Source organism: Vibrio sp. B1Z05 (assembly GCF_052955985.1).
The window spans coordinates 1,722,082-1,742,395 of the sequence record NZ_CP130463.1; the positions used below are offsets into that span (position 1 = coordinate 1,722,082).

Annotated in this window: 21 protein-coding genes; 6 read left to right on the forward strand and 15 right to left on the reverse strand. The window is 44.9% G+C overall.

The window, feature by feature from the left end; genetic code table 11:
• From QV280_RS07820 to htpX, 6 genes are all read right to left on the reverse strand, one after another.
• Positions 1-1,239 carry an SAM-dependent methyltransferase gene (locus QV280_RS07820; protein WP_152819751.1) on the reverse strand — a complete coding sequence of 413 codons (1,239 nt, stop codon included), beginning with the start codon at positions 1,237-1,239 and terminating at the stop codon, positions 1-3.
• Positions 1,240-1,264: 25 nt separating this feature from the next.
• Entirely contained in the window at positions 1,265-2,029 is a 765-nt protein-coding gene (locus QV280_RS07825) for a DUF1365 domain-containing protein (protein WP_152819750.1), read from the reverse strand.
• Positions 2,026-3,321, reverse strand: coding sequence for an NAD(P)/FAD-dependent oxidoreductase (locus tag QV280_RS07830; protein ID WP_152819749.1), 1,296 nt, complete (start codon positions 3,319-3,321; stop codon positions 2,026-2,028). The genes QV280_RS07825 and QV280_RS07830 overlap by 4 nt, the downstream gene beginning before the upstream one ends.
• Positions 3,318-4,088 carry an SDR family NAD(P)-dependent oxidoreductase gene (locus QV280_RS07835; RefSeq protein WP_152819748.1) on the reverse strand — a complete coding sequence of 257 codons (771 nt, stop codon included), beginning with the start codon at positions 4,086-4,088 and terminating at the stop codon, positions 3,318-3,320. Before QV280_RS07835 ends, QV280_RS07830 begins: the two co-directional genes overlap by 4 nt.
• Positions 4,085-4,507 (reverse strand): nuclear transport factor 2 family protein, encoded by a 423-nt coding sequence (locus tag QV280_RS07840; protein WP_152819747.1) that lies wholly within the window; start codon positions 4,505-4,507, stop codon positions 4,085-4,087. Before QV280_RS07840 ends, QV280_RS07835 begins: the two co-directional genes overlap by 4 nt.
• A 202-nt stretch (positions 4,508-4,709) precedes the next feature.
• On the reverse strand, positions 4,710-5,585 hold the full coding sequence (htpX, locus tag QV280_RS07845) for a protease HtpX (protein ID WP_152819746.1): 876 nt from the start codon (positions 5,583-5,585) through the stop codon (positions 4,710-4,712).
• Between the two features lie 320 nt (positions 5,586-5,905).
• Here htpX and QV280_RS07850 point away from each other — a divergent pair, with 320 nt between their 5' ends.
• Positions 5,906-6,070 carry a hypothetical protein gene (locus QV280_RS07850; protein ID WP_172972780.1) on the forward strand — a complete coding sequence of 55 codons (165 nt, stop codon included), beginning with the start codon at positions 5,906-5,908 and terminating at the stop codon, positions 6,068-6,070.
• 50 nt (positions 6,071-6,120) lie between these two features.
• Here the strand turns inward: QV280_RS07850 and bioD are convergent, their stop codons facing one another.
• Genes bioD through bioB form a run of 4 tightly spaced genes read right to left on the reverse strand, consistent with a single transcriptional unit; the run spans position 6,121 to position 9,797 of the window.
• Positions 6,121-6,798 carry a dethiobiotin synthase gene (gene bioD, locus QV280_RS07855; RefSeq protein ID WP_152819745.1) on the reverse strand — a complete coding sequence of 226 codons (678 nt, stop codon included), beginning with the start codon at positions 6,796-6,798 and terminating at the stop codon, positions 6,121-6,123.
• Positions 6,795-7,589 (reverse strand): malonyl-ACP O-methyltransferase BioC, encoded by a 795-nt coding sequence (bioC, locus tag QV280_RS07860; RefSeq protein ID WP_152819951.1) that lies wholly within the window; start codon positions 7,587-7,589, stop codon positions 6,795-6,797. Before bioC ends, bioD begins: the two co-directional genes overlap by 4 nt.
• The gene (gene bioF, locus QV280_RS07865) at positions 7,589-8,773 is read right to left on the reverse strand and encodes an 8-amino-7-oxononanoate synthase (protein ID WP_447026247.1); all 1,185 of its coding nucleotides are present in this window, start codon (positions 8,771-8,773) and stop codon (positions 7,589-7,591) included. The genes bioC and bioF overlap by 1 nt, the downstream gene beginning before the upstream one ends.
• Entirely contained in the window at positions 8,745-9,797 is a 1,053-nt protein-coding gene (bioB, locus tag QV280_RS07870) for a biotin synthase BioB (protein ID WP_367869525.1), read from the reverse strand. The genes bioF and bioB overlap by 29 nt, the downstream gene beginning before the upstream one ends.
• A 121-nt stretch (positions 9,798-9,918) precedes the next feature.
• Between bioB and bioA the strand changes: the two genes are divergently transcribed.
• The 5 genes from bioA to QV280_RS07895 all read left to right on the forward strand — a co-directional run bounded on the left by bioA (position 9,919) and on the right by QV280_RS07895 (position 12,926).
• Complete coding sequence (bioA, locus tag QV280_RS07875) at positions 9,919-11,199, forward strand: adenosylmethionine--8-amino-7-oxononanoate transaminase (RefSeq protein ID WP_152819744.1); 1,281 nt, start codon at positions 9,919-9,921, stop codon at positions 11,197-11,199.
• 411 nt (positions 11,200-11,610) lie between these two features.
• The gene (locus QV280_RS07880) at positions 11,611-11,838 is read left to right on the forward strand and encodes a hypothetical protein (protein WP_253912503.1); all 228 of its coding nucleotides are present in this window, start codon (positions 11,611-11,613) and stop codon (positions 11,836-11,838) included.
• 12 nt (positions 11,839-11,850) lie between these two features.
• Entirely contained in the window at positions 11,851-12,105 is a 255-nt protein-coding gene (locus QV280_RS07885; RefSeq protein ID WP_253912502.1) for a hypothetical protein, read from the forward strand.
• Between the two features lie 187 nt (positions 12,106-12,292).
• A complete protein-coding gene (locus tag QV280_RS07890; protein ID WP_152819743.1) occupies positions 12,293-12,625 on the forward strand; it encodes a type II toxin-antitoxin system RelE/ParE family toxin in 333 nt (110 codons plus the stop codon).
• Positions 12,612-12,926 carry a helix-turn-helix domain-containing protein gene (locus tag QV280_RS07895; protein ID WP_152819742.1) on the forward strand — a complete coding sequence of 105 codons (315 nt, stop codon included), beginning with the start codon at positions 12,612-12,614 and terminating at the stop codon, positions 12,924-12,926. The genes QV280_RS07890 and QV280_RS07895 overlap by 14 nt, the downstream gene beginning before the upstream one ends.
• A 71-nt stretch (positions 12,927-12,997) precedes the next feature.
• On the opposite strand, the gene serS is transcribed toward QV280_RS07895, so the two are convergent.
• The 5 genes from serS to lrp form a co-directional block, all read right to left on the reverse strand.
• Positions 12,998-14,305 carry a serine--tRNA ligase gene (gene serS, locus QV280_RS07900; RefSeq protein WP_023403596.1) on the reverse strand — a complete coding sequence of 436 codons (1,308 nt, stop codon included), beginning with the start codon at positions 14,303-14,305 and terminating at the stop codon, positions 12,998-13,000.
• Between the two features lie 85 nt (positions 14,306-14,390).
• The gene (locus tag QV280_RS07905) at positions 14,391-15,737 is read right to left on the reverse strand and encodes a replication-associated recombination protein A (RefSeq protein ID WP_023403595.1); all 1,347 of its coding nucleotides are present in this window, start codon (positions 15,735-15,737) and stop codon (positions 14,391-14,393) included.
• A 9-nt stretch (positions 15,738-15,746) separates the two neighbouring features.
• Positions 15,747-16,349 (reverse strand): outer membrane lipoprotein chaperone LolA, encoded by a 603-nt coding sequence (gene lolA / locus QV280_RS07910; RefSeq protein ID WP_023403594.1) that lies wholly within the window; start codon positions 16,347-16,349, stop codon positions 15,747-15,749.
• Positions 16,350-16,381: 32 nt separating this feature from the next.
• Positions 16,382-19,585: a DNA translocase FtsK 4TM domain-containing protein gene (locus tag QV280_RS07915; RefSeq protein WP_447026277.1), complete on the reverse strand. Its 3,204-nt coding sequence runs from the start codon at positions 19,583-19,585 to the stop codon at positions 16,382-16,384.
• A 116-nt stretch (positions 19,586-19,701) separates the two neighbouring features.
• A complete protein-coding gene (lrp, locus tag QV280_RS07920) occupies positions 19,702-20,193 on the reverse strand; it encodes a leucine-responsive transcriptional regulator Lrp (protein ID WP_021712683.1) in 492 nt (163 codons plus the stop codon).
• Positions 20,194-20,314: the final 121 nt, after the last annotated feature.

A 20,314-nucleotide genomic window follows, 5' to 3' on the forward strand; every position in this document is an offset into this window, starting at 1 on the left:
CTACACAGGGCTTCTAAAAGTAAGGTGCACTGTGCTAATTCGTCGCGCAAGAAAGCCACCTTCGCAGTAACACAAATAGTAGCGCCACATACGCATAAAACGTTCATCGTAACCAAGCTTGGACAGCTCATTCTCAGCCAACTCAAAGCGATGTAACCACTCTTTTAACGTGCGCGCATAATCCAAACCAATGTCATGCAGATCGTGCACCACCAATTGGCTGTGCTGAGTGGTTTGCTGTAATAGATGCGAAACCGAAGGCAGGAAACCACCAGGGAAGATGTACTTTTGAATAAAGTCGACACCTTTGCTGTATGACTCAAATCTCTGGTCAGCAATGGTGATCGCTTGAATTGCCATCAAGCCACCGGGTTTAAGCAATGCTTGGCATTTTTGTATATAAGAAGGTAAATACTCACGTCCTACCGCCTCAATCATCTCAATGGAGACGAGCTTGTCGTACTGCCCATCGAGATCGCGGTAATCTTGTTGTAACAGGGTGATTTTGTCGGTGAGACCTGCCAGCTGGATTTGTTGTTTGGCATACAAAAACTGCTCTTGGGAAATCGTAGTTGTGGTGACATGACAGCCATAGGTTTGCACCATGTATATCGCCATACCTCCCCAACCTGTGCCAATTTCAATAACTGTATCATCAGCACATAGCTGCAATTGTTGGCACAGCCTTTCCATTTTATTAATTTGCGCCTGCTCTAAACTGTCTTCTGCGCTGTGATACACCGCGGCTGAATAGAGCATGTTTTTATCCAAAAAACGCTGATATAAATCGTTGCCTAAATCGTAATGGGCGCTGATGTTTTTCTTTGAATTTAGTTGGGTATTTCGATTTAGCCAGTGCCCTAATTTATAAGCGAAACGGGTCAACAAACTTTGCTTGCTGTTCATGTCATCCAGTGCATTTAGATTGAGCGCCATAATCTTCATGACCACGGTCAAATCAACGCTTTCCCACCAACCATCCATATAAGCCTCGGCAGCCGCAATGCTTCCGCCACTTAACATTCGAGAATAAAAGTCGGGATGTAATACTTGGATACTGCCGTTTAAAGCCTGCGAGGGCTTACCGAAGCTCTGCTCTGATGAATACGAATCAAAGCACTCACTAATGGTTAAATGGCCATGCTTTAAGTTTTGTAGTTGTTTGAACACCATTGCTCGGGCTGAGCGTTGTAATGGCGAGAATTCCTTTTCGATCACTAAAGATTGAGAGTTGTACATTACAAAAAGCCTCCTGCTTAATCTTCTATTTATTTTTGGCTGGATGGGGATATAAAGGCACTTTCTTCATCCACAACTTCAATGCATGCCAATAAATACCGATAACTACTTTTACTGCCATTATTGGCGTTGAGATCAATTGTTTGAGTAAATTTTTTGAATTAAAAGGGTGCGCTTTCATCGATAGTGTTGCGTCAAACTCTTTACCCTCTCGATGGCACTCTAAATGCACCATCAATTTTTTAGATAAAGGTTTTAGTTTCCACACATATTGTTGGTCAATAGGATTAAACGGCGACACATGAAAGGCTTTATCGTGTTGCCAATTCTCTCCTTGCTCACCTTCATTGGCATCAACGGCGTAATAATGATGTTCATTCCACGGCGTATTGCTCACTTCTGCCAATAAGGTTCTCCATTGCCCCTTGTCATCAAACACATAATAAAAATTCACTGGACTAAAATAGAGTCCCAAATAACGAAGATGCACCACCGCAATCACTTTGCCTGTGTGCCGCTCTCCAGTCAGGGCAAATACTTTATCTTGCACTGCTTTTTTAAGGCAGCCTGTTGTTCCTAAATAATCACCACGGCAAAACCTTGCCCAATGCCACCAGCGCTCACCAAAGCCCCATACCGATTTTTTTAAACAAGCCAGTTCGTCCAAATCAATGCTGGGCATAAACAAGGGGTAATTAAGTGCATGCTTTACCGGTGAAAAACGTCTATGTCTGACCTCACCGACCATGATGGCACTGTTTGTAACTTTCTGAACTGAAGGGGGGGTCATGCCGCGCCCTTTTGTTGCAAATCTTGCGAGGTGACAGGCAACAACTTATCAATCGCTTCAACCACATTTAACGCGCTCACTACGCCGTCTTCATGAAAGCCATTGCGCCAATACGCGCCGCAAAACCAAGTATTATGTTGACCCTGCACCTCAGGACTGCGCTGCTGCGCGGCAATGGATTCACGCGTAAATACGGGATGGTGATAAACAAAAGATTTTATGATTTTGTCTTTATCAATATTGGGGCTGTTATTTAACGAAACACAAAAGGTATGCTGTGACTGAATGTGCTGCAGTATATTCATGTCATAAGTTAAGGTAGGTAAACGAGCTTCTTGATCCCTTGCCCCTTCTAAGTAGTAATTCCAAGATGCCCACGCTTTAGTGCGCTTAGGCAATAGGCGAGTATCGGTGTGCAATACCACCTCATTGGCTTGATAGGTCATAGCCCCTAAAATATCGGACTCAGTCTCTGTGCGCTCTTCACCTAAAATGCGCAGTGCTTGATCGCTATGACAGGCAAAAACCACCTGATCAAAATGCTGCCATTGCCCTTTGACCAAAATATTCACCCCACTCTCGCTTCTCACTACTTTCTCAACGGGCGAATTAAGGTAAATATTGTCGGCAAAGCCTGCAATTAACGGCTTAATGTAAGCCCTAGAGCCTCCTTCAATCACATACCACTGCGGACGATTTTTAATATCCAGCAAACCATGATTTAAGAAAAAGCGCAGGAAGAATGACAATGGAAAGGCGCGCATGTCAGCAAGGGTAGACGACCAAATCGCCGCGCCCATTGGCAAGATATAATTCTCACAAAAATAATCGCTGAATTGATGCTGATTTAAAAAGTCCCCTAAAGTGTCATCTTGCACTGAATCATCGGCGGCAAACGCTTTCGCTAATTTATTAAAGCGTAAAATCTCTAAGATAAAGCGGTAAAATTTAGGGTTCAGCCAATTGCGTTTTTGCGCAAACAGGTTCGATATACCGTGTCCGTTATACTCCAATCCATTACTGTCATTACGCACACTAAAGCTCATTTGCGTCGGATTACCGCGCACGCCAATTTCATTCATCATTTTAATGAAATTGGGATAGGTTCTGTCGTTATAAACAATAAACCCCGTATCCACGCTATACGGCTTTCCATCCACTTCAACATCCACAGTTGCAGTGTGCCCACCAATATAATGGTTGGCTTCAAACAAAGTCACATCATGCGTTTTATGTAGATGATAGCCACAGGTTAAACCAGAGATCCCGGTGCCAATAATTGCAATTTTCATTCGGCGTTACCCTTAATCAGTTTGCTTGATAAGCGTTGCTGTATGGAATACGGCAAGCTGCCAAGTAGTCTTAAAATCCATGTAAAACGTTTGGGGAAATAGATATGTGCTTTTTTGTCAGCAATGCCCTTTTGAATTGCTTTTGAGGCTTGCTCTGCGCTGATCATCATCGGCATTGGGAAGTCGTTTTTATCAGTAAGTGGCGTTTTAACAAAACCAGGGAACACCGTGCTGACCAAAATCCCTTTTTTGGACAAATCAAGCGCCAGTGTCCTTGCTAAATAACTGACCGCTGCTTTAGAAGCGCCATACGCTTCTGCCCTCGGCAATGCTAATTCACTGGCAATTGAACCCATTACCACCAAGTGATGACCTGCGGTAAAATGATGCTGCGCCGCCTCAATCGTATTCGCCAGCCCCACTACATTTATCTGCATGACTCTTGTCACTAGCGCGGCGTCCATCACGCCATCGTCAATATATTCACAGCTACCTGCATTTAAGATCCATGTGCTCGGAATAGGGTCTAATGAATGGAGCGCCTCTTTACAGGCGGTTAAATCGGTAATATCAAAATTAAGGGGAATGACATGCTGCCCCAATGCCGCAAGGGCGTTTAATTTGGCTTGGTTTTGACCGCACACATAGATAACCCGCTTCGGCTGAGCATTTTCTAGTGCATGAGACTGGGCATGAGATTGAGCATAGTCATAAGCCAACTGCTCTCCTATGCCAGAGGTCGCACCAGTGATGAGAAGCGCACTCATAACTCACCCATGCGCTTTTTAATCGCTTTTACCACTGAGCCCAAAATAGGTAAGTTTTCATACAGCATTTCACCCATATCAAAATAATCTCTGTGGTGGATGATCTTACCGTCACTAAACTGCAAGTGACTAATGCCTTTAACGGCCACCTCACTGCCACCTTTTAATTTAGGGTGACGCAAACGCATGGTCCAAATAATAAAACCCGCTTCGCCGGTTTGATGCTTGCTTTCAATCTCAAAGCGACAATCAATCACATTTTGATAAAGGTTTTCAAAGTATAAAGATAAGGCTTCCCAGCCATTTAATTTATGTACGGCATCTTCAAAGATGACATCTTGATGATAAATTCGCGTTAAATCGCTCAATGTCTCTTTGGTCAGTTTTTGGTATACATCTGCTACGCTATCAATGCTCATTGTCTATTCCTAATCACCGTTTAAGGAGTCCTTTCCTATCAGCTTAATACCTGTTTTTTGAGCACTTTTTGCAGTGCCAAATATAAAGGTAGAGTACCTTGCTCTCCTTAACTACGTGACTTGGGTGAATTAAGATCAAAAAAAAGCTTGGTTTTTACACCAAGCTTTTTGTTATTTCGCATATTACCAACACGCAATAGAGTTAGAAGTTTTGAGTATTTCTCAACGCTTCAATGCGCTTATCCAATGGCGGGTGTGACATTAGAAGCTCGGTTAGTGAGCGTTTACCATTGATACCAAATGCCATCATAGAACCTTCAAGTTGAGGCTCATGGCTGGTCTTTAGTCGTTCAAGAGCGGCAATCATTTTATGTTTACCGACCAATTCAGCCGCACCTGCATCGGCATGGAATTCACGTTTACGGCTATACCACATAGTGATAAAGCTTGCCAAAAAGCCAAACACCAGCTCTAACGCCATAGATACGCCAAAGTAAACCATCATGTTAGAACCGCCTTCCCCTTCGTCGTTATTGTTGTTTGCCACAATGTTGGCAATAAAACGAGAAAGGAAAATAACAAAGGTGTTCACCACGCCTTGCATTAAGGTCATAGTGATCATGTCACCATTTGCGATGTGGCTAACTTCGTGAGCCAATACCGCTTCGGCTTCATCTTGAGTCATGCTGTTTAGCAATCCAGTGGACACTGCCACTAATGAATCGTCACGCTTTGCGCCTGTCGCAAACGCATTGATATCCGGCGCGTCGTAAACCGCAACCGTTGGCATGCCAATGCCCGCTTGCTGCGCTTGGCGAGATACCGTTTCTAGCAGCCAATGTTCCGTTTGATTACGAGGGCTTTCAATAACCTGTCCACCCACAGAGCGAAGCGCCATGCCTTTGGACATCATCAAAGAAATAATAGATCCGCCAAAACCAAACACAGCAGCCAACACAAGCAAACCAGAAAGGCTACCAGATTGAATTCCGGTAAAGGCATATACAAGGTTTAACACCACACTCAATACTGCGATTACAGCAAGGTTGGTCAGTAAAAATAACGCTACGCGCTTCATTTGAGTTCTCCAAGTAAGAAGCTAAATCTATATTATTATTGGGCTTAATCGATAGTGTAGACAAAGAAAAACACTCTTTGTTCCCACAGAAGTCCACGGCACTCACCGTTAAGATGTCGATTCCCCGTTGTCGGCATATTGTATACAGGAGCCTACGTCACGCAAACTTAATAGCAGTAACAAATTGCTACAATAATGAGACTTCAAGCCAAAGTTGACGCATTTTTTATTAAAGTATCTTGCTTAAAATCAATGAACGAGTATAAATATTAAGCACACAATAGAGAGATTTAACTATTCATTAACAAAAGGAGTAGGTTATGGATAATGCTGCAAATCATGAAATGGCAGTAGATATGCTTCGTTGTCACTTAGGGATGAGTAAGCAAGAAGCGTTAGAAGAGCTTGGACTAGAAGAGATGCCAAGTATTGAACAGCAAGTGATCAATGCGCAATCTCAAGTCGCTAATGACGCATCGCACTGATTCTATTGAAAAACGCCCATTGAAGGGCGTTTTTGTTTAATAAAGATTAATTACATAATGGCATCAAGGTTGATGTATTCGCTAATGTCCTTTTTCTTCACACTGCGCATGTAAGGGATCTCTCCCACTTTTGGAGCGCCAATTTGTGCTTCTAAAAAGGCAATAATGTCTTGATAGTGCTCTTCGCAAGGGTTAATACGGTTTGCTACCCAACCCACAACTTCTAAGCCATCGTTACGAATCGCTTCAGCCGTTAACACTGCATGGTTTAGACAGCCAAGTTTCACACCTACCACCAAAATAACAGGCAGTTTTTCAGCCACAGCCCACTGTGAAAGATAACGGTCAGCACTGATAGGCACACGCCAACCGCCCGCACCTTCAACTAATACCACGTCGGCATTTTGTTGATGCTGATAAAGCTTTTGTGACAAAAACTCAGTATCGATTTCAGTGTTATCGATCTCTGCGGCAATATGCGGAGAGGCCGGAGTCAACAAGGCGACAGGATTCACTTCTTCATACGGTAAATCGACTGTGGCAGCGGCTTGTAAATACAATGCATCTGAATTTCTCAGACCTTGTTCTGTTTCTTCGCAACCTGCGGCAATTGGCTTATAACCAATAGTAGAAAGCCCTCTGGCTTTAAATGCTTGTAGCAAACCTCTTGAGACAACGGTTTTACCTACATCGGTATCTGTACCTGCAACGAAAAATGTCTTCTTCATTTCTTTATTAACCCTAGGCAAACACGATAAGTTGCCGGTAATTTGAGATTATCTTGAAAGAGACTTTGATACGCATGCTCCACTTTAATCAGCGCACTTCTCTTAGTTAACCCTTGAGAGCGCCCATCAAGCTGGGTTGCGCCTATACCTTTAAGATCTTTCATCAAGCTAAACGCACTGTCGTACCAATATGTCATCTTGATCGAGTCTACTTGATATCGATTACCATTCGCTTGAGCTAACGCAATATTTATCGCATTTTCAGAAATGAACTCTTTTACATGCTGATGCTGATCCACACACTGCCACGCTTCTTTTAATTCAAACAAAGAGCCTTCCGCCAATGTTGAAAATAGCACTTCACCGCCTTGTTTGCAGACTCGGAGCAGTTCAGTAGCAGGGACACTCAAATCACTGCACCACTGCAAAGCTAAGCTTGAGACCACGTAATCAAAGTGATGATCCGCAAACGGCAAGGCTTCGGCATCACCCAAACAATAAGTAGCTCGCGCTTGGCAACGTAAACGCGCCTGTTGCAACATCTGTGAAGAGAGATCAAGAGCCACCACTTGTGCCCCACGCGCTAGCAGTTTTTCCGTAAAGTAACCTGTACCGCACCCAACATCTAAGATGCGCATACCGGTCAGGCAAAGCGGTAATTTTTGCAATAGCTTCTCAACCACATCTCTTTGCAATTTGGCGTGCTTGTCGTAATGTGTGGCGGCTCGTCCAAAAGCATAAGCAATCGCCGATTTGTCTGCGCTAAGATTCAAACATCCCTGTTCTGACATCATAGTGAGTCCTCATTGGGATACTGCTTTTCAAAGCGTTCAATCGCTTCGGCGAGTCCCTTGATCTGATGGGGCTGATGCTTTGCTGATAAAGTAATGCGAATTCGCGCACTGCCTTGTGGCACTGTAGGCGGGCGAATGGCTGTCGTCCAAAAGCCCTGTTCACGTAAGTATTGCGCAAGGTGCATCGCTCGATTCGATGAGCCAACCAAGTAAGGCTTAATCGGCGTACTTGTGGCGATATATCCCGGAAGATGTCCAAGGTACTTGGCATAACTGTTTTGCAGATTGGTTAAAGCGGTATGACGCCATGCTTGTGTTTGGATTAACTGGATAGAATGGTTAATCGCCACAGCTTGCGCCGCAGGCATCGCCGTCGAGTACACAAAATGGCGTGCATATTGATGCAGGTACTCACCCGTTTGTGCGTCGCATAAAATGGCCGCGCCTTGCACGCCCACCGCTTTACCGAAGGTGACCACTAAGATATTCGGTTTTACGCCCAAGGCATGACAACTGCCACGACCTTGCGCGCCTAATACGCCAATGCCGTGCGCATCATCGACCATCAGCCAAGAATTATGCTGCTGACAAAGCGTTGCGATGTCATCCAGCGGAGCGGTATCGCCATCCATGCTAAACACCCCTTCCGTCACCACTAAGCTACTGCCATTTTTTTCTAATAGAGCACGCAGTTTATCGGTGTTGTTATGGGGAAAACGCTGCATCTTAGCTGGGCTTAACATGCCCGCTTCCATTAACGAGGCGTGATTGAGCTTGTCTTGCAATAAAGTGTCGTTATTTTCTAACAAGGTAAATAGCGCCGCTTGATTGGCGCTAAATCCAGAGTTAAACAGCACGGCTTGCTCGTAACCTAACCACTGGCATAAACTCTGTTGCAATGCTTGGTGAGCCAATGAATGCCCAGTGACCATTGGCGACGCAGCGCTGCCTACGCCGTAATCATCAATGGCCGATTTCCAGACACTTTTGATGCTCTCGTCATTCGCAAGCCCTAAATAATCATTGCTAGAGAAATTAACAAACGCTTTATCATCGGTAATGATTTGCTCGGTATTGCCTCCGGCAACAGGGTTTAACGTTCGCAGAAGGCCCTGCTCTTTACGCAGTTGCAGTGCCTCATCTATACGAGACTCAAACGGTAGCATCGTAGAATAAGTCATCTTTTGTTGGTCTGGCTGCCACGCGCTCGTTCACTTGCTCAAGCAAATCTTGCTCTTGAATTTCATCCGGCTTTTGACTGGTAGCAATGGTATTAATGCCAAGCTTTTTAAACAGCTGCATATCGCTGTCTTCATCTGGGTTTGGCGTAGTCAGCAACTTACAACCGTAGAAGATGGAGTTTGCGCCCGCCATAAAGCACAGCGCTTGCATTTGCTCGTTCATGCTTTCACGGCCTGCTGAAAGACGTACCGCCGATTGCGGCATAATGATGCGAGCAATCGCGATAAGTTTGATAAATTCAAATGGGTCGACATCTTCCACGTTTTCCAATGGCGTCCCTTTGACTTTCACTAGCATATTAATTGGCACACTTTCAGGGTGCACAGGTAAATTGGCGAGCTCCACTAACAGCCCTGCGCGATCGGCTGAACCTTCACCCAAACCAATAATGCCACCAGAACAGATTTTCATTCCGGCATCACGCACGTGAGAGAGCGTGTCTAAACGGTCTTGATAGGTGCGAGTGGTAATGATGTTGCCGTAATATTCTGGAGAGGTGTCCAAGTTATGATTGTAATAATCAAGGCCAGCGGTGGAGAGTTCAGAGGCTTGCTCTGGGGTTAACATGCCTAGCGTCATGCAGGTTTCTAAGCCCATAGATTTCACGCCTTTGATCATGTCCGTCAATAACGGCATATCGCGCGCTTTGGGATTTTTCCATGCTGCGCCCATACAAAAACGCGTTGAACCTGAGTTTTTCGCTTTCTCAGCGGCTTCAAGCACTCGTTCAACTTCCATCAAACGCTCTTTATCAACATCAGTGCGGTAATGGGCACTTTGCGGACAATACTTACAATCTTCAGGGCAAGCGCCTGTTTTTATTGAAAGTAAGGTACTGACCTGCACGTAGTTATGTTGCTGGTGCTTTCGGTGAACGGTCTGCGCTTGATAGAGCAAATCCATAAAAGGGAGACTAAGTAATTGTTGGACCTCTGTAACTGTCCAATCATGGCGAACTTCCACGCTGTTATCCTTTTGGGCTGTTTTGATGCTTGGCTAGTCTAACCCGAAGCGATACACTGTCAACATTACAAAGGTAACTTTGTTTACTAACGAACACTAATTGTACAATTTGAGCGCTTTTATGGATTTAGACTTCGACAAAAACCACCTTTGGCACCCGTATACCTCAACCCTTAACCCTCTCCCCTGTTACCCAGTCACCTCAGCTTCTGGCGTCAAATTGACCTTAGAAGATGGGCGAGAGTTAATTGATGGCATGTCTTCTTGGTGGTCAGCGATTCATGGTTACTCACATCCAGCGTTAAACGAAGCGGCTCATCAACAAATCGATGCTATGTCGCATGTGATGTTTGGCGGAATCACCCATCAGCCAGCAATAGAGCTCGGTAAAAAGCTATTAGATCTTGCCCCTGATAATCTTGAGCATATCTTTCTTGCTGATTCTGGTTCGGTCGCGGTGGAAGTCAGCTTAAAAATGGCATTGCAATACTGGCACGCCAAGGGTGAAAAACGTGCTAAGTTTCTCACTCTCAGACACGGCTATCACGGCGATACTTTTGCCGCTATGTCCGTAACCGACCCTGATAATTCAATGCACTCCCTGTATAAAGGTTTTTTGCCTGAACATATCTTTGTTGAATCGCCAAAAACCGGCTTCTTTGATACATGGGATGAATCCGATATCGCTCCGCTAGTTGATGCATTAGCACAGCATCACCATGAGGTAGCTGCCATCATCCTTGAGCCAATTGTGCAAGGCGCTGGTGGAATGCGTATATATCACCCCACCTATCTAAAGCGAGTGCGTGAGTTATGCGACCAATATGATCTGCTACTGATCACCGATGAAATCGCCACAGGCTTTGGCCGCACAGGCAAAATGTTCGCCGTTGAACACGCCGATATACAGCCAGATATCTTATGTGTTGGTAAAGCGCTAACGGGTGGCTACATGACACTCTCTGCCACCCTGACTAGCAAAAAAGTAGCCGATACCGTCTGCTCAGGTGAAGCGCAATGCTTTATGCATGGCCCAACCTTTATGGGCAACCCACTCGCCTGCGCCGTGGCAACCGCAAGTTTGTCGCTATTGAAAACGGGTGAATGGCGCAAGCAAGTCACGCAAATTGAATCCATCTTTGCCGAATCACTGCCCAAGCTAAAAGCACAGCCAATGGTGAAAGATATTCGTTATTTAGGCGCGATTGGCGTCATCGAAACTCATCAAGCCGTCAACATGCAACGTATTCAAGCGCACTTTGTAGAATGCGGCGTGTGGATACGTCCGTTTGGACGACTTATCTATATGATGCCTCCTTACATTATCCAGCCAGACGAGTTAGCGCGCTTGATAGATGCTGTTGAGAGTGCGGTCGCTGATCCTGATAATTTCCAGTTGTAATGGTTGATGGTTAATACACATCGCTAAACAAAAAGCTCATCCCCTATTCATCTAAATAAACGCTATTAGCAGTACTGGATGGCAGAACCTTATTCCGAACAAGGTTCTGCCTATGTCGTACTGTGATTTACTTTAAATAATCATTAGAAAGCGTGAATAGAGTCACTAATTCCCCCAACAGAGAATATAAATATACCTTAAGTTATTGTTAGTTATAGATTTATCGCCATTCTTCCTAAGATAATGCCTATCGTTAAAAAGTGATAACACGAACGCTCGTTTTTGTGTAAAGGCAGAATACGAAATGTGAAGTATATGCATTACATTTCAATAAGTTATGGTATGTTGAATGAAAGTTGGGCAAGCAGATCTGTTGTTAAAAATGTTATACGTTCTCGGAGGACTTTAGTCTTGGAAGAATTAATTAAGAAATTGGCATTAATTGATGAGCTAGAAACTTGGAAAGAATATAGCCAAGGTTTTAGTCCTCAGGATAAGAAATTAGCTTTTGAACGTGCTCAAGCTTTGTGGATTGCACGAAAGGTTTCTGAGAACACGCTTTACGTTCATCCTGATGTGATTTCCGATCTTCAACGTCAAAGTTGGATTCCAAATGATTTACAAAAGCGCATGATTTAGGCAAGCGTTTTGGTGTCTGCTGAGGGTGTTCGAAGTAGAGAGCGTTTTAAATCAATTAAAAATAGCCTCATAAATAGATATGGTCGAGATTGGTGGGAAGACGTTTATAAACGTCAGAAACCAGCTTTTGCAGCAAAAGAACGTATTCGCAAGCAAATTGCTTCTAATGGAGCGGCGGTTAATATACTGATAGAAAATACTCATCTATTTAGTGAAGTGGCAAGAGATCAAATTACTTCTGCTTTGAGTATGGTCCCCAAGAGGTAAACTCGGGAAGTTAATGGGGTCAGGTCTTTCTTTTTGCACAAAATAAACCTTCAAACGCAAAATTCAAGACCTGACCCTGCTTTATCGCCGCTTAACAAAGCGTGATAGCTCAACCCAACTCCGTCTTATTAAAACGTTAGTCACGTATAGATTTGCCATCTATACGTTGTTTGCGTACACTTTGCATATGAAAAGTATATTTGTCGAATCAACCATATTTGAAAAGTACCGTAATGAATATCTCAGCGATGATGAGTTTAGGCTTTTTCAATCTGAGTTAATGTCTAAGCCGAAACAAGGTGATGTAATTCAAGGTACCGGTGGTTTGCGGAAAATTAGAGTTGCAAGTAAAGGCAAAGGCAAGCGTGGCGGCTCTCGTGTTATCTATTATTTCCTCGACGAAAAGCGTCGGTTCTACTTGCTGACGATTTATGGCAAGAATGAAATGTCTGATTTAACCGCAGACCAGAAGAAACAATTGAAAGCTTTTATGGAGGCGTGGCGTAATGAGCAGTCGTGATCTGTTTACAGAGTTAAGTTCAGCTCTTATTGAAGCTAAAGAACATTCTGAGGGTAAGTTAACCCTTAAAACCTACCAAGTTAACGATATCAGTGAGTTAGATATTTCACCTAAAGAGATCGTGAGTATTCGCGAACAATTTAATATGTCTCGTGGTGTGTTTGCGCGTCTACTGCATACCTCATCTCGTACATTAGAAAATTGGGAACAAGGGCGTAGCGCACCCAATGGACAAGCGATAACCCTTCTAAAATTGGTTCAGCGTCATCCAGAAACGCTGTCACAGATAGCAGAGCTATAACAAAAAAAACCACCTAACAATACTGCTAGGTGGTTTCAAATAAGTCAGCCGATTTTTACAACCTAGCAGAATTAACCGATATGAGTTAATCCGCCCATGTACTGTTGTAGTACCGCAGGGATCTCGATGCGACCGTCTGCTTGTTGGTAGTTTTCAAGGATAGCTACCATAGTACGACCTACTGCAAGGCCTGAACCGTTTAGTGTGTGTAGCAACTCTGGTTTCTTCTCAGCTTTACGACGGAAGCGAGCTTGCATACGACGTGCTTGGAAATCCCATGTGTTTGAACATGAAGAGATTTCACGGTATGTTTTTTGCGCTGGAACCCAAACTTCAAGGTCGTAAGTTTTACGAGCGCCAAAGCCCATATCACCAGTACAAAGAACCACTTTACGGTAAGGAAGTTCTAGCAATTGCAGTACTTTCTCAGCGTGGCCTGTTAGCTCTTCTAACGCATCCATTGAATCTTCTGGACGAGTGATTTGCACAAGTTCCACTTTGTCGAATTGGTGCATGCGGATAAGACCGCGAGTATCACGACCGTAAGAACCCGCTTCAGAGCGGAAACATGGTGTGTGTGCTGTCATCTTGATTGGCAGGTCTGCTTCATCAACGATGGTGTCACGTACCATGTTAGTCACTGGTACTTCTGCTGTAGGAATCAAAGACAGTTTACGTGGCTCTTCATCGTTTACTTTTTCAGTCAGTGGTTCTGTGTGGAATAGGTCTTCACCAAATTTAGGTAATTGACCTGTACCAAATAGGCTGTCTGAGTTTACTAGGTACGGTACGTACATTTCTGTGTAGCCGTGCTCTTCGGTGTGAAGGTTTAGCATAAACTGTGCAATCGCGCGGTGTAGACGGGCGAATTGGCCTTTCATCACGATGAAACGAGCGCCAGTGATTTTGGTTGCGCTTGCGAAGTCTAGACCGCCAGCAAGTTCACCAAGATCAACGTGATCTTTTACTTCAAAGTCGTACTCTTTTGGTGTGCCCCAACGAGTCACTTCAACGTTTTCGTTTTCGTCTTTACCTGTTGGTACAGAGTCGTCTGGCAAGTTTGGAACAGAAAGAGTGATGTCTTCTAGCTGAGAAAGCACTTCTGCTAGCTCTACTTTCTTCGCATCTAAATCTGAGCCTAGAGTACCGATTTGTTTTTTGATTTCGTCAGCGCCTGCTTTATCGCCAGCAGCCATCTTTTGACCAATTTGCTTGGAGATGGAGTTACGCGTGGATTGCAAGTTCTCAACATCAACTTGAATCGCTTTACGCTGTTCTTCCAGTTGGCGAATGGTATCAACGTCTAAGGTGTAACCTCGACGGGCTAGTTTTGCTGCTGTTTCGTCCAGCTCTGTACGAAATAATTTAGAATCTAGCATTGCTAATCCTGCGTGTAGTTAACGATAACTCTCAAGGAGCCAAAAAATGGGAAAATTTCAACCGAACAAAGATAGCGAAAAACCACTACTTTTTGTAGCGCTTTCGTGTGCTTTTTTCGTCTAATGAATGCAGATAGTTCAGCTTTTCAGCAATTTTGCTTTCTAAGCCACGGTTTTCTGGAAAATAGTAGCGGGTGTCGCGCATCTCTGGCGGGAAATAGCTCTCGCCTGCGGCATACGCCCCCGGCTCATCATGGGCATATCGGTACCCTTCCCCATAGCCTAAATCTTGCATTAGCTTAGTAGGCGCATTGCGTAAGTGATGAGGCACTTCAAGCTCAGAGGTATCTTCGGCATCTTGCAGGGCTTGTTTCCAAGCTTTGTACACCGCGTTACTTTTCGGTGCACAGGCCAAATACACCACCGCTTGCGCTAAGGCACGCTCGCCTTCGGCAGGGCCAATACGAGTAAAGCAATCCCATGCACTGATTGCCACTTGCATCGCTCTTGGGTCGGCGTTGCCAATATCTTCAGAGGCAATGGCTAATAAACGGCGCGCAATATATAAAGGGTCGCATCCCGCTTTGAGCATGCGTGCGCTCCAATACAGAGCGCCATCGGGATCAGAGCCGCGAATGGATTTATGCACCGCTGAAATAAGGTCGTACCAAATATCGCCCTTGTTATCAAAGCGCGCCACTTTAGAGCCTGCCACCTGCGCCAATAACTCAAGGTCTATCTGTTTGACCGAGTTCTTTTCTGGTGCCATATCGAAAAGCAATTCAAGGTAGTTCAGCGCCATGCGTGCATCGCCACTGACAAGCTCAGCAAGGCGTTTATCGCTTTCGTCGATAAACTGAGCCTGTAGCTTGCCTAAGCCTCGCTCTTGGTCATTTAAGGCTTGCTCTATCACCTGTTCAATATCTTGGGTGTTTAACGAGCCTAGCTTGTACACGCGAGCGCGAGACAGCAGTGCGTTATTAAGTTCAAAAGATGGGTTTTCGGTGGTTGCGCCAATAAATGTCACTGTCCCATCTTCAATGTGTGGCAAAAAGGCATCTTGCTGACTTTTATTGAAGCGGTGTACTTCATCGACAAATAAAATGGTGCGATGACCGGCAAGTTTATTATCACGGGCTTTTTCGATGGCGGCGCGGATGTCCTTCACCCCAGAGGTCACCGCAGAGATACGCTCTACACGAGCATCGGCATAACTGGCCGCCACTTCGGCTAAAGTTGTTTTACCTGTACCTGGAGGCCCCCATAGGATCATAGAGTGCAGTTGACCGGCTTGTAAGGCTCTATAGAGGGGTTTACCCGGCGCCAACACATGTTGCTGACCGATGTACTCTTCAAGGGTGCGGGGACGCATTCGAGCGGCTAACGGGCGAAAGTCTTCACCCGATGAGAAATCAAACTGCATATTGCTCATGATAGCGGCTTAGTTTCGCTGATCATCAACTTCTACCCCATTTGGGATAGTAAATACAAAACGGTTTTTCGGTGACACCTGTGAGTGATAATCACTGAACGTGAATTTACTGCGCTGACCGTCTTGCTCAATCACGTTAAAGCCTGAGATCTCACCGGCTTTATCGATGTTTAGCTGGAACTGACCTTGTGTTGAAGCTTTATCGGTTGGCGTTAAGGTGAAGCTGTCACCGTTTTGTTCCACACTGTATTTATCCCAATCGCTGGCTTTGTTGCGAGTTAGCAATACAAACGGCGTTTGCTCAGAGGCTTGCTCTTGTTTGTAAATGCTCACTTGCTCAATGAATGGGCTGTAATACCAAAGCGTTTCACCATCTGACACCAACAGGTTTTCATCTGGCGAGTTCGTAGACCAACGGAACATGCTTGGTCTGGCAATTTCAACGGTACCAGTACCTTGCATGACCACTTCGTTGTCAGGGCTGACCACAGTTTGCGCAAAGTTAGCGGTAAAACCATCGGTTTTATCAAGACGCTGAACCAACTCTTGTTGAGGGTTGGCAAAGGCTGCGCTGGAAACTAACACTAAAACGCTAATTAATAGTTTTTTCATATTACTCTCTGAAAACTGGGCCAAGAGGCCCATTACATATCTTTAATTGGAGGTGGCGCAAGCACCTCACGATTACCGTTGTGTGCTGGCGCCGAAACAATACCTTGAGCTTCAAGTTGCTCAACAATACGTGCCGCTCGGTTATAACCGATTTTGAAGCGACGTTGCACGCCTGACACAGAACCGCGACGCGTTTCTGTGACATGCTCAACCACTTGGTCAAATAATGGGTCGGTATCTTCTGCACCTTCCATTTTCTCACCCGGTAATAACGTATCTGGTGAAGGCTCACCTTTGGTGATTTCTTCAATGTAGCGCGGTTTACCACGCGCTTTCCAATCGTTCACAACCGCATGCACATCATCATCTGAGGCAAAGGCACCGTGTACACGAATGGTATGGCTTGAACCCGGTGGTAGATACAACATATCACCCATACCGAGCAAGGATTCAGCGCCGCCTTGATCCAAAATGGTACGTGAATCGGTTTTGGTCGAAACCGTAAACGCCACACGAGTTGGAATATTGGCTTTAATCAAACCAGTAATTACATCGACCGATGGACGTTGCGTTGCCAGTACAAGGTGAATACCTGCCGCACGCGCTTTTTGCGCAATACGAGCAATCAACTCTTCGACTTTTTTACCAACTACCATAATCAGGTCGGCAAATTCATCCACCACCACTACGATATAAGGCAGTTTTTCCAGCATAGGCGCTTCTTCGTCCATGCTATCGCCCGGCTTCCATAACGGATCTTGAATTGGGTAACCTGCATCGGCCGCCATTTTCAGTTTGTCGTTGAAACCTTTTAGGTTACGCACGCCCAATGCTGACATCAGTTTATAACGGCGTTCCATCTCGCCAACACACCAACGCAATGCATTAGATGCATCTTTCATATCCGTCACAACTTCTGAAAGAAGATGAGGAATACCTTCGTAGATGGATAGCTCAAGCATTTTTGGATCGATCATGATGAAACGAACGTCTTCTGGCGTTGATTTATACAACATACTCAGAATCATGACGTTCACACCCACCGATTTACCCGAACCTGTGGTACCGGCAACCAATACGTGTGGCATTTTCGATAAATCAGCGACGACTGCGTCACCTGCGATATCTTGCCCTAATACCACAGCCGTTGGTGAGGTATTTTCTTGGAATTGCGGACTGCTAATAACGTCAGATAAATACACCGTCTGACGGGTCATATTTGGCAGTTCTAAACCCACATAAGGTTTGCCCGGAATAACCTCAACTACACGAACCGCTAACGCAGACAGTGAACGAGCTAAGTCCATAGATAAACTTGAAATTCTAGAAACTTTGACCCCAGGAGCGAGATCAAGTTCAAAGCGAGTGATTACCGGGCCTGGGAAAATGCCTGCCACAGTCGCTTTTATCTTATAATCCGCCAGTTTTGATTCCACCAAACGAGCGATGCCTTGTAAGGCTTCCCTATCAATATTGTTGGCACGCTTCTCAGGGTGATACAACAATTCTAACGTTGGCAGTGGTGTGGTCACCGCAGGCAAATCTTCGTCTTGGCGAATTAAGAACGGGTTTTGCGATGCCGCATCGCGCGCTCTGGCTCTTTCAACTTGCTTAGCAAAGGCTTCCGCTTCACTCATTTCTTCAACAATGGGTTCGTCTTCAAGCATTGGCTCTTCTTCGGTCTCAATTATCGCTTCTGGCTCTGCGGTTACTTGAGGTCCGAAGGCCGCTTCAGGAGAAACGTGCTCGTCAAATTCTTGGAAGTGCTCAGCGTGAGACTCAGTTACTTCTACCACTTCACTAGAAATAGGTTGTGGCTCGATAGCCTGCTCTGATTCAAAGGTCATTGCTGGCGCAGTGACCTCATCTAACTCATCTTCAAGCTCAATTGAACCGGTATTATCATCAACTTCGTCAAAGCTGTGTGAAGAGAAGCCCGGTGTGACCTTGTCATCTTCATTGATATCAAAATCAATAAACTCATCGTCAAAATCAACATCATCGGCTTGAATGTTGGTTGCTTCAAATTCAGCGTGATTTACAGCAGCGGACGAACCTTCGTAAATAGGTGGCTGTGTAGCGGGCGCAACTTGCGATGCCACGGTAGCGGCAACACCCGCAACTGCGCTTGTAGCGACATGGGCTGCTTGAGGCTGCGCTGAACTTGGCACAGCTATATCAGCTGTTGCTTGGTCGGCTGGTGCTTGTGGCTGAGCTTGTGTTTCTTGCGCATGCACTGGGGTTTGAGTCGCTGTTTGATTAGCAAGCAGCGCGGGCTCTAGTGGAGGCATTTCATCCATTAATGGATCTAAATCCACATAGTCGTTCGCCAGTTGTGCGTCACGCTCTAGCTGATCGATAGGTGCGTTTAAGTTGTTCACGCGATCAAAGGCAAACGTCTTGTCGTCACTGCTCTCAGGCATATAGATTTTATATGGCTCATCATCAGAGGCGGCATCAACGTCAGCTGTAGATACGCTAGGCACTGATTCATCAGCATCAATTGGTGCCGTCACTTCTGGCGTAGTGTCTGCGTATACCAGTTTTTGATCATCAAGACGGGTTGGTTCAATCACTTGCTCTTTATCGCCACGGACAAAGTTCAAGCATGAGCTGATAAGGGACATTGTGCCCTGACCGATATGCTCAACTAGCGATAACCAAGAGATACCTGTAAATAGCGTGAACGATGCACCCCAGATAAACAGCAGTGCTAACGTAGTACCTAAAGTATTTAACGTTGGTAGAGCTAGGCTTGCGATCACATCGCCCACTACCCCACCTGATGAGAAGTACCAGATATCATCAAAATTGAGATCCGCTAGACCACAGCTTGTCACTATCAATAATGCGCCGCCAAGCAACCTTGTTGCCCACAACATCAAATCAATAGGTTCGGAGTGAGAACGTTTACGGAAAACAATCCAAGATAGCAGTACGATAACGGCGGGAATAAAGTAAGCCAATACGCCAAAAGTAAATAACAGCGTATCCCCTACCCATGCGCCTAGCAGTCCACCGGCGTTGGACACATCACTGCCCCAAGCGGTCTGAGACCAAGAGGGATCCGCTGGGCTAAACGACATCAAAGATACCGCCATTAAGACGGCCATGAGTACCCCAATAATTAAGCACCCTTCACGCAGGCGTTGTATACCTGAAAGATGAGTGTTCGATTTTTTTGGAGACGTGTGAACTATAGTTCGAATTTTAGGATTTCTTTTCAACATATCCATTGCATGTGAGTCTAGGTCGGACAAAAATGACATGAGCGACTACTGTCGCTCATGAGTATCTTCATTTAAACACATGCAGAGGCAAAAACCCAAATAGAACCTTGGGTAATAGTCATTTAACGAGTCTTAATGACCAAGTTGTTGCTCTGTTTTACTTCTTCCATGACAACATATGTGCGAGTGTCATTAACACCCGGTAAACGAAGAAGAGTATCTCCTAACAATTTACGATAAGCTCCCATATCTGACACTCGAGTTTTTAACAAGTAATCAAAATCACCAGAAACTAAGTGACATTCTTGAATGTCATCCAGTTTTTGCACGGCTTCATTAAATTGTTCGAACACATCTGGCGCACCACGATTGAGAGTAATTTCGACAAACACCAATAATGATGCGTCTAAATATTGTGGGTTTAACTGCGCGGTATATCCTAAAATATAATTTTGACGCTCTAAACGTCGCACCCTTTCCAAGCAAGGGGTTGGAGATAAACCAACACGCTTAGACAGCTCTACATTAGAGATTCGACCATCTTTTTGTAATTCACTAAGAATATTTCTGTCTATTCGGTCCAGTTCCTTGGACGGTTTACTCGCTTCTATCATGCTTTGCTCCACCTTTTTACTTCCTTGCAACGACATACACTACAATATTAAAATATTCAGCATTAAATTTTATATAAATAACATTATACTAGTAAATAACACCCTACAGGCGTTAGATATA